We start from the raw sequence: 11,200 nt of genomic DNA on the forward strand, positions 1-11,200 counted from the left end.
CAAATAAATCATCCTTGCTTTGATGCGATCGCACCTAACAAGGCTCTTTTAGCCCGCGCAGGCACCGCTTTGTCCGTGTAGCCCCAGGCTTGAGCCTGCGGGTTTTTTGAAGGTTTTATTTTTTGGAGTTCCCTTAGCCCGCGCAGGCGGGCTTCGTCCGTATAGCCCCACCCTTCAGGGTGCGGGTTTTTACCAATGCTTATCAGTTCGCTGTAGCAACCGGGGATAATTCTAATTCATAGCGATAAAGCGCGATCGCCTTGCCTCCAGCAGCAAAGTAATCCGGATCCTGGGGTGATAAATAAATCGCCGTGATTTGATTGGCGGTAATTTTCTCCGGCGCATCCTTCACCCGTTGATAGTGGGTGGTGGTTTCCACTTCATTGAGATAAATCTGCGGTTGGCGGCGAAAAATCTGCTGGGTAATTTCTGTGGCAATAAACTGATCCGGTGCAGGAATTTCGCTGCCTCTGCCGGTTACCAGGGATACCAGTTGGCGATCGCCCTTCAAAACCGTAATCTGGCGGTTCGGATCCTCTGGGTCAACCTTAACCGATTCTACCGCCTGATCACCTAAATAGGCTTGGGCAATCTTTAACCCATTAAAGGCGCGATCGGCAACCACCCCCTGATTCTGAGCAACCGGAATCGGGATTAAGCGCGATCGTTGCCGATACAGTGTTGACCCCTCCACAAATCGCACCTGAAATTGCACCGGCTGATTCAAATAGGCTTGATTCTTCTCAAATCCCGGAGTCACCAGACTCGGCGCAAGGGGGGCAATCTGTTCAATTAGGGTACTCGTCACATTCCAAGTCCCTTTGATCCAGTCGGGATAAATCAAATCTCCCTCTGCCACAGAAACAGCCGGTTTACTCTGCCAATCGGGAAAGGCTTGCAAACGGTCCGCTAGGGGTCCAGCTAAGGCATCTCCCGGACTCCACAGCAGGATGATTAGCATCAGGCATAGGGATATTCCCCTATTTATCATGGCTTTCATAGGCGGCGACGATACGTTACATTGTAAGTCCCGTTGTTTACTCTGTGCCTGCTCCCCGCGACAGGATAGGTAAGGCAACCAGCGGGTGAGACTGACTTCGCCCCGTTGGAGCAAGGGCCACCACCATCTACAGGGATCTCGTCAGATGAACGCTTCGGAGTCCAGGGGACCGATTGACGCCACCAATTGTGCAAGGCATTATAGAGGGAAAGTTTTTATTCCCGGCGTTCTCGCTTTTGACTGGTATCTAAGCTTAGAACGCTGGCTCCCCTTTTTTCAACCCCATCGCTGAAAATTCCTAATTAATGACAGCGTAGTTATAGAAATAGATAAAATAATTAATTTTTTGGAAAATGACAAGCAAAGAGTGGAGTTTATAAAAAACAGTTTTAATTCATTATCGTTGACCATCGCCCGTGAGATTTAGTAACCGCCAACGTAAAAACCCCGAACATGATTAAATTTCCTGGAATTCAAGTTTTAGCCCAAATCTATGAAAGTGCCAATTCGGTTGTCTATCGAGGGATTCGAGAACAAGACCACCAAGCAGTAATTCTCAAAATTCTGAAACAAGACTATCCCACGCCCTCTGAGCTAACCCGATATAAGCAGGAATATGAAATCACCAGCAGTCTGGATATAGAGGGTGTGGTTAAACCTTATGCCTTAGAACCGTATCAAAGAAGTTTGGTAATTATCTTAGAGGATTTTGGCGCATCATCCTTAAAACAATTATTCAATCGCTCTGGAGATACAGGGCCTATTTTATCTCTAGATAAATTCCTCAAGTTAGCCATCAAAACAGCAGAGGTATTGGGAGCGATTCACACGGCCAATATTATCCATAAAGATATTAATCCGGCCAACATCGTTCTTAACCCAGAAACAGAAATTATCAAAATCATCGACTTTGGTATCTCCACTCAATTAACTCGCGAAAATCCTACCCTGAAAAATCCCAATGTTTTAGAAGGCACTTTAGCCTATATTTCACCGGAGCAAACGGGACGAATGAATCGTTCTTTAGATTACCGCACTGACTTTTACTCTCTCGGCTTTACCTTCTACGAACTACTGACAGGACAGTTACCTTTTGAAAGTACCGATGCGTTGGAACTGGTGCATTGTCATATCGCCAAACAGCCAATACCCCCTCATCTTGTAGGAGGAGGAGAAGGGGAGAGCGGAAAAGGGAGAGAATCTTGTCCTCAAGCCCTTTCGGATATTGTCATGAAGCTGATGGCGAAAATGGCAGAGGAACGATATCAAAGTGCCTGGGGACTCAAAGCTGATTTAGAAGAATGTCTCTTTCAGTTACAAGCTAACGGGACTATAGCAGATTTTCCTCTCGGTTCTAAGGATATTTCTGACAAGTTTCAAATTCCCCAAAAGCTTTATGGACGAGACTCAGAAGTTGAAACTTTGCTAACAGCATTTGACCGAGTGAGTGAAAGCACAACTGAAATGATGCTAGTGGCGGGTTATTCCGGAATTGGTAAATCAGTGTTGGTTGCCGAAGTTCATAAACCCATCACTCAAAAGCGCGGCTATTTCATCTCCGGAAAATTTGACCAGTTTCAGCGCAATATTCCCTACTCATCTGTTGTCAGTGCCTTTCAGGGATTGATGCGCCAACTATTAACTGAAAGCGAAGCACAACTCAACCTTTGGCGAGAAAAACTCCTGGCTGCTTTGGGTTCCAATGGACAAGTGATTATTGAAGTGATTCCAGAAGTGGAACTGATTATAGGCAAGCAACCACTCGTGCCGGAATTAAGCCCCGCTGAGTCCCAGAATCGCTTTAATCTGGTTTTTCAAAACTTTATTCGGGCTTTTTGTGCAAAAGAGCATCCTTTAGTCATCTTTCTAGACGATTTGCAGTGGGCAGACTCCGCTACTCTCAAGTTAATCGAACTGATGATGACGGATGCAGATACCCAATACCTATTTCTCATTGGAGCCTATCGAGATAACGAAGTCACCCCCACTCATCCATTGATGATAACTCTTGATGGGCTAAGGAATGGTGGGGCAACTGTCAATTTTATTACCTTAACTCCCTTAAATAGCCAGCATATTAGCCAGTTAATTGCCGAGACTTTGCGCAGTGATGCCTCTTCAGTAAAACCCTTGGCCGAGTTGATAGTGGATAAAACGGGAGGGAATCCTTTCTTTGTTTATGAGTTTCTCAAAACCCTACATACCGAAAACCTGATAACTTTTGATTTTGAACGTCCCGGCTGGCAGTGGGCTATTTCAAACATTAAAGCTCAGGGCATTACCGATAATGTGGTGGAGTTGATGATTGGTAAGTTAAAAAAGCTGCCTTTAGTTACACAGCAAGTTTTACGTTTAGCAGCTTGTGTAGGCGCTGATTTCGATTTAAACACCCTCTCTATCATCAGTGAAAAATCCCCATCGGAAGTTTTTAAAGACCTAACCACAGCAGTTCAGTCCGGGTTAATCTTGCCCACGTCCGAGTTAGATGAAAACCTGTTAATTCAAGATTATAAATTCCTACATGACCGGGTGCAGCAAGCAGCTTACTCGCTGATTGACGAAAAAGATAAACAAGAAATCCACTTAAAAATTGGTCGCCTTCTGTTAAAAAGTTTTGAAAATCATGATTTAGAAGAACGAATTTTTGATGTAGTCAATCACCTAAACCAAGGAGAATCATTGCTGGGTGATAAAGGAGAAAGAGAACAATTAGCCAACTTGAATCTAATCGCTGGAAGAAAAGCTAAATTCTCTTCAGCCTATGAACCCGCATTAATCTATATAAAAAACGCGATCAAACTTTCCCCCTCTAATAGCTGGGAGGAAGACTATCAACGGACATTTTCATATCACCTTGAAAAAGGTGAAATAGAATATTTAATGGCTAGTTGGGACGAAGCTTTATCAACTTTTGATGAAACCCTTGAGCATATCAATAGTTTGTTGGATCGATGTAAAGTCAATGAATATAAAGTGACTTTATATCGAATGAAAAATGATTTGGAATCCTCTTTAAATCTGGGAGTGGAGACCCTCGATCTATTGGGAATCAAGTTGAAAGCGTTTCCTGAAGAAGATGAACTGATGGCAGCAGTGAATCAGGCTAATGAGACGATCGCTGCCAGGAAAATTGAAGATTTTATAGACCTTCCTGAAATGCAAGACCCTGAAAAACTTGCTGCTATGGTACTCCTCAGAGAATGTGTCCCTCCATCTTACTTTTTAGGGTCGAGATTGCTGTTCATCCTAGGCATAGAAATGATTGAGCTATCCCTCGCCTATGGGAACAGTCCTCACTCTTCAGTTGGGTATATCTATTATTCGTTAACCCTTGCCTTTGTAGCGCAAGATTTTGAAACCGCCTATAAATTTGGAAATTTAGCCTTGAAATTGAACGATGAAAAGTATCAAATGAAGCGTTATGAAGCATTGATTTTGAATATGTGGGGAGGCTTCGTTTCCCATTATACGGAACATCTCGATCGCTCTAAAGAGCATTTAATGAGAGGTTATTATAGCGGGGTGGAAAACGGGGCCTATCAATGGGCCGGATATTGTGCGATTAACTTTTTGTTTATGTCTTTTTGGGGGACTGATTCGTTAAAAGAATTATCAGGAAAAATTGATAAGATTATACCGGGCTTAAAAAAGGTTGACCCCAACATGGTGCAATATTATTATGCGGTTAAAGCGACCATTTATAATTTGATTGAACCCGTTGAGGACTGGACTGTTCTTGATGAATCCTTATGGCCGAATGCCAAGGAAATTATTAAGTCTTGCCTTGAAAAAAATGACTTATTTACAGTATTTATAGAATTAGCCTGTAAATTGTCTTTAGCCAACTGGTATTCAGATTATGAGAAGGCGATCGACTATGCTAACTCTGCCGAAAAATATTTGATAGGCGCGACGGGAATTTTTATTAATCCTGCTTTCCATTTTCATCAATGTCTAGCTTTATCAGTGGGGTATGACTCGGCTGATGCTGAAAAACAAGCACTGTACCTGGAGAAGATTAAATCAAATCTTGAAAAATTCCAACTCTGGAGTAAACATTGTCCGAGTACCTACCTTCATCAACGTCTGCTCATCGAAGCTGAGTTGGCGCGAATTACAGGAAATACTCTGGAAGCGCAGGATTTGTATGACCAAGCGATCGAGTCAGCCCGAGAAAATAAATTTTTGCAGAATGAAGCTCTAGCGTCGGAACTAGCCGCTAAGTTTTGGTTAGGTAAAGGTAAAGAGAAGATTGCTAAAATCTACATGATTGAAGCTCACTATGGCTACCAACGCTGGGGCGCAACAGCTAAAATGAACGATTTAGATAAGCGCTATCCTCAGTTATTACAAAGAACGTCCTCGAATCGGGGAAGCGATAAAATAACGGTATCTACGATGCCTACCACAACTGGCAGGAGCAATTCTTTTGAGCTGGATTTGACCACAGTTATGAAAGCTTCGCAAACCCTATCGGAAGAAATTGTCCTCGATAAATTACTGGCAAAATTGATGCGGATTATTATTGAGAATGCCGGAGCGCAAAAGGGCTTTCTAATTCTGGAAACTAAGGGGAAATTGCTGATTGAAGCTGAGGGTTCTGTGGATGAAGAGGGTGTGACTGTGTTGCAGTCAATCCCCATTAAGTCTGCCGGGGAACCTGGGGATCAACTTTTAATTTCTCATATAATTGTTAACTATGTGGCTCGCACGCGGGAAACTGTCGTCTTGAGTGATGCTGCTAATGACCCTAAATTTGCTCATTCTCCCTATATCAAATTACATCAGCCTAAATCAATTTTGTGCTTCCCTCTCCAACATCAAGGTAAACTGGCAGGAATTATCTATTTAGAAAATAATCTAACCATAGAGGCTTTTACTCCAGAGCGCTTAGAACTCTTAAATCTGCTTTCCTCTCAGGCAGCAATTTCTATTGAAAATGCCCGGTTCTACAATAATCTCACCGCACTCAACCAGGCTTTTGAGCGGTTTGTCCCCTCCCAGTTCCTCCAAATTTTGAATAGAGAGAGCATTCTTGATGTTAAATTAGGCGACCAAGTTCAACAGGAAATGTCGGTACTCTTTTCCGATATTCGCGACTTCACCACTTTATCGGAAAGTATGAGTCCTCAAGACAACTTCCAATTTATTAATTCCTATTTGTCCCATATGGAGACAGCTATTACTGAAAATCAAGGGTTTATTGATAAATATATTGGCGATGCAATTATGGCTCTATTTAGTGGGGAGGCAGATAATGCAGTGAAAGCTGGAATTGATATGCTGCATCGTCTGACCGACTATAATCAACATCGCACCGCTTCTGGATACGTGCCGATTAAGATTGGCATTGGCATCAATACAGGGTCTTTAATACTGGGTACCGTGGGAGGAAAAAACCGGATGGATAGCACGGTGATTAGCGATGCAGTGAATTTAGCCTCGCGGATAGAAAGTTTGACCAAACAATATGGGATTTCGCTGTTAATTAGTCACCTAACTTTCCAGTCTTTGCCAGATTCTAACCAGTATGCTATCCGTCTTGTCGATCGCGTAAAAGTTAAGGGAAAATCAAAAGCAGTATCGATGTTTGAAGTTTTCGATGCCGATCCGCCTGAGACTTATGAGGGCAAGTTAGCCACGAGAACACTATTTGAAGAAGCTTTGATACTCTACCATTGGCAAAACCTGAGAGATGCTGAACGATTATTTGCTGAGTGCCTGCGCCGCAATCCTACCGATAAAGTGGCGCAATTTTATCAACAGCGCTGCACTCAACCCGATCGCGACTAAGGATGCGTTATACCAAATCCGGATTTCCAAAGTTCTCCTTACTCTTCAGCCCGCCTGCGCGGCGTCATTCAGAAAACCGACTTTTACCAACCGGATTTGGTACTACATCTCAAGTTCTTTTGATCCAGTCGGGATAAATTAAATCTCCCTCTGCTACACAGACGGCAAGTTTACTCTGCCACTAGGGAAAGACTTGCACAGGGTCTGCCAAGGGACCCGCTACAGCATCGCCCATACTCCAATTAACACCCTCAAACAGAGGGTGATTCCCCTATTTATCATGGCTTTCATAGGCGGCGACAATCCGCTGAACCAGGGGATTGCGGACCACATCGGCTTGAGAGAGGTTGCAAAAGGCGATGCCTTCTACATTTTGCAAGATTTTTTGGGCGACATTTAAGCCAGACTGCTGATGGAAGGGTAAATCGGTTTGGGTAATGTCTCCCGTAACCACCATCCGGGATTTAAACCCGAGGCGGGTTAAAACCATTTTCATTTGGGCGGGGGTGGTGTTTTGCGCTTCATCAAGGATGACAAAGGACCGATTGAGGGTGCGTCCCCGCATATAGGCGAGGGGGGCGACTTCAATGATGCCGCGTTCCATGAGGTTGGCAATTTTTTCGGGTTCGATGACTTCATAGAGGGCATCGTAGAGGGGGCGCAAATAGGGATTAATTTTCTGTTGCAAGTCCCCGGGAAGGAAGCCGAGTTTTTCCCCCGCTTCTACGGCAGGGCGAGTTAAAATCAGGCGTTCGTAGTCATTGGCGAGGAGAGATTGGGCGGCGAGGATGGTGGCGAGGAAGGTTTTGCCGGTGCCTGCTGGACCAATGCAAAATGTCAGATCATGGCTGCGGATGGCTTTGATATAAGAACGCTGGCGAAAGGTTTTGGCGCGAATTTCTTCTCCTCGGCGGTTTTTGGCGAGGATGTCTTGGCGCATTTCGCTGAGTTCGTCTTGGCGTTGGGTATCCAGGGCCTGACGGGCGGTGAGGATATCAACGCTGGTGATGGGTTTGCCGTGAATCCAGAGGTCCGAGAGCGATCGCACTAGGCGAGTGCAGAGTTCGATTTGGTTGGGGGTGCCTTGGATGAGTAAATCTTGTCCGCGCAGGACGACTCTAGCACCAGTTTGTTTGGATAAGATTTTGAGGTTTTCTTCGCGATCGCCACTGAGGGCTAAGGCGCTTTCTTGAGAAGGGAGTTCAATCGTTGTTTTTTCTTCCATGCCATATCCATTACAGGTAAAGTATTAAAAAATGCAAAAAGACGCCTTCTTTGCAAATTGGGCTGCAAACAGGCGTCTTGAGAGAGGACTCCAGCAATATCTTTGGTTGGAAAAGGGATGAGTGTTGAGGAAGCGGGGCTGGAACAAGACGGCGATCGCCCCACTCCAGACTCCAGAAACTTGGGGCAATTTTCCCCAAAGATGCTAGGCGATCGCATCTCCTAGGAGCGATCGGCGAGTTTTGGTCCAGGACGAACCGGACCATTTCTGACCGCAGGACTCGTCGTTGTTTTAGACCCAGGTCCATCGGATGACGACGCGCGATCGCTCGGCCATCCCCCATAGATATCTAAATAAATCGCTTCCCCCGCATCCTTCGCCGCTGCTTCTAATATGGTTCGCACCGCGTGCATATTGCGTCCACCACGGCCAAACACGCGCCCTTTTTCTGGATCCTCAAACGCCATGCGAATCCAGACTTTAGGTACGCCCACCAATAACTCGCAATCCACTCGTAATGATTCCGGCGTTTCTAACAACGGTTCCACCAGAAAACGTACCAACCCTCCATAATCCGGTCTAGGCGTTTCTTTCTCACCCTCAGATGGTTCTTGGGGAGTCAGTGGTTCGTTGATGGAATTAGGAAGGGGTTGTGGCATTGACCTGTTCAAAGACATTAGCTTTCTCAAGAATGTGACGCACCGTCTCGGTGGGTTGAGCGCCCTGTTGCAGTCGCTTCACGATCGCTGGGACATTCAGACGAGTTTCATCATTTCTCGGATTGTAGAATCCCAATTCTTCCAAAGGACGTCCATCCCGGCGAGTCGTGCTCTGCATCGCCACAATCCGATAGCTGACTTCTTTTTTCTTGCCGAATCTCTTCAATCGAATTTTGATCATCTTGCTCCTACTTCTTTTTCGTAACCATTCTAGGCCATCAAATTACAGCTTACCTGGTTCTGGGGGTAAGCATCTACAGCGTTCCATCTACAAATTTCCGCTGCAAAGTCATTCATTATAGCACCTTGCAGGGCATCGATACAATAGCAAATACGGCGTCGGGAAAATTTTAGAAACAGCCCTAATACTCCATTCGGTTGTTAAAGGTCTATAAAAACCCACACCCTCAAGGGTGGGGTTACACAGACAAAGCCTGCCTACGCAGGCTCAAGAGTAAAATAGGTCTTTCACAACCGGATTTGGTATAACACCCTAAAGGGTGCAGGTTTTTAAGCCGAGTAACCGATGGCGAGGGATTTATCCCCCGCCGGTTGTTGCTTGGTTCGTTAGCCCGCGCAGGCGGGCTTTGTCCGTATAGCCCCACCCTTGAGGGTGCGGGTTTTTACCACGAGTAACGGATTAAGAATTACAACTCCCCAAACCCCTTTTTCTTCTTGGCCTTCTTTTTCTTCTTGCCCGGACCCCCAGGATAGCCGCCTCGTCCCGGTTGTCCCCCTCCGGGTCCGAACATTCCTCCCATTCCCGGCATCCCCGTCAAGTCCCCTTGACCCATGCGCTGCATCATCATTCGCATTCGGGAGAAATCCGTCACCAGCTTAGTCACTGCTGCATCATCATGACCGGAACCCCGGGCCACCCGTTTGCGCCGGGAGGGAGAACCCGCTAACAAATCAGGATTTACCCGTTCTTGGGCCGTCATGGAATTAATCATCGCCTCAGCACTTTTAAGCTGAGACTCGCCCTTGGACAACTGGTCATCGGAGATTTTCCCAACCCCCGGAATCATTTTCAGCAATCCGCCCAACGACCCCATATTCTTCATTAAGCGCATCTGCTTGAGGAAGTCGTTAAAGTCAAATTGCGCCTGCAAAATCTTTTGCTGCATCTTCTCGGCATCAGCAAGGTCCACTTGCTCTGCCGCCCGTTCGACCAAGGTGAGTACGTCACCCATGCCGAGAATCCGAGATGCCATGCGATCGGGATAAAAAGGCTGTAGGGCCTCTACCTTTTCCCCGACCCCCACAAATTTAATCGGTTGTCCAGACAATTGCCGCACCGAGAGGGCCGCACCCCCGCGAGTATCCCCATCCAATTTGGTCAGAATCGCCCCAGTGATGCCAATTTCATCATTAAAGGTCCGGGTGAGATTCGCCGCCTCTTGACCCGTCATGGCATCCACCACTAACAGGGTTTCGTGAGGTTGGATCGTCTCTTTAATTTGGGCCAACTCCGCCATCATATCTGCATCAATTTGCAGACGACCGGCAGTATCCACAATTACCGTATCCACCCCGATCGCCACGGCGTGTTGAATCCCCTGCCGCGCAATTTCCACCGGGTCCACATCGGTCCCCAGTTCAAACACCGGCACATCAATCTGTTTCCCCAGGGTCAGCAACTGGTCGATCGCCGCAGGTCGATAAATATCCGTTGCCACCAACAGGGCCGTGCGATTTTGCTTTCTCAAATGTAAAGCCAGTTTAGCCGTTGCAGTGGTTTTACCTGTCCCTTGCAATCCGGCCATCAACACAACCGTTGGGGCAGTCTCTGCTTGCGCCAGGGGAACGTTACTTTCCCCCATGACTTCCACCAGTTCATCGTAAACAATCTTGATGAACTGTTGGTCCGGTCGCACCCCAGAAACCACTTCCGCACCCAGCGCTTTCTCTTCAACGTCGGCAATAAATGCTTTGACGACCTGAAGGTTGACATCGGCTTCTAAAAGGGCGCGCCGAACGTCCCGCAGGGCTTCTTGAATGTTGGATTCGGAAATTTTGTCCTGCCCTCGAAGTTTCTTCCAGGCTCCTTCTAAGCGTTCAGCAAGCGCGTCAAACATGAATTTATGGTTACTCTCGAATGTGACTAGGAAATCAGTTGTAGTTGTGTCCCTGCAAGGGATTGGTCCAGGGTCAGACCCGCCTAGTTTAACATATTGCGGTCTTCTTTCGAGCCTGGATTGACGAGGGGAAAACTCCCGGAGGTCAAGGGTTCAGCCATGATTGGGTTTCTTATTGTTGGGAAAGAGCCGACTGAAGTCGTTACTACGCACTAGGAAAATCACCAAAATTGTCCCGTTTGTAGTAACGACTTCAGTCGTTATCCCCCAGAGTTGCGAAGAAAAGAAACGACTGAAGTCGTTACTACAAACTAAGAAGAAATGACTAAATTTTCCCCGTTTGTATTAACGACTTCAGTCGTTATCCCCCAGAGTTGCGAAGAAA

Annotated in this window: 6 protein-coding genes; 1 reads left to right on the forward strand and 5 read right to left on the reverse strand. The window is 46.2% G+C overall.

From position 1 onward, the window contains the following. Nucleotides 1-202: 202 nt before the first annotated feature. Nucleotides 203-961 (reverse strand): DUF6816 family protein, encoded by a 759-nt coding sequence (locus tag NG833_RS27515; RefSeq protein ID WP_254568458.1) that lies wholly within the window; start codon nt 959-961, stop codon nt 203-205. A gap of 492 nt (nt 962-1,453) precedes the next feature. On the opposite strand from NG833_RS27515, the gene NG833_RS27520 reads away from it, so the two are divergent. After that, a complete protein-coding gene (locus tag NG833_RS27520) occupies nt 1,454-6,793 on the forward strand; it encodes an AAA family ATPase (protein WP_254568459.1) in 5,340 nt (1,779 codons plus the stop codon). A 271-nt stretch (nt 6,794-7,064) separates the two neighbouring features. Here NG833_RS27520 and NG833_RS27525 read toward each other — a convergent pair whose 3' ends face one another. The 4 genes from NG833_RS27525 to ffh form a co-directional block, all read right to left on the reverse strand. Next, a complete protein-coding gene (locus NG833_RS27525; RefSeq protein ID WP_254568460.1) occupies nt 7,065-8,018 on the reverse strand; it encodes a PhoH family protein in 954 nt (317 codons plus the stop codon). A gap of 221 nt (nt 8,019-8,239) precedes the next feature. Next, a complete protein-coding gene (locus tag NG833_RS27530) occupies nt 8,240-8,677 on the reverse strand; it encodes a KH domain-containing protein (RefSeq protein ID WP_254568461.1) in 438 nt (145 codons plus the stop codon). After that, the gene (gene rpsP / locus NG833_RS27535) at nt 8,658-8,918 is read right to left on the reverse strand and encodes a 30S ribosomal protein S16 (RefSeq protein ID WP_254568462.1); all 261 of its coding nucleotides are present in this window, start codon (nt 8,916-8,918) and stop codon (nt 8,658-8,660) included. The genes NG833_RS27530 and rpsP overlap by 20 nt, the downstream gene beginning before the upstream one ends. A gap of 466 nt (nt 8,919-9,384) precedes the next feature. Further along, a complete protein-coding gene (gene ffh, locus NG833_RS27540) occupies nt 9,385-10,815 on the reverse strand; it encodes a signal recognition particle protein (protein WP_254568463.1) in 1,431 nt (476 codons plus the stop codon). Between the last annotated feature and the right edge of the window lie 385 nt (nt 10,816-11,200).

Source organism: Oscillatoria sp. HE19RPO, from assembly GCF_024220515.1.
Taxonomy (GTDB): Bacteria; Cyanobacteriota; Cyanobacteriia; order Cyanobacteriales; family Laspinemataceae; genus Laspinema.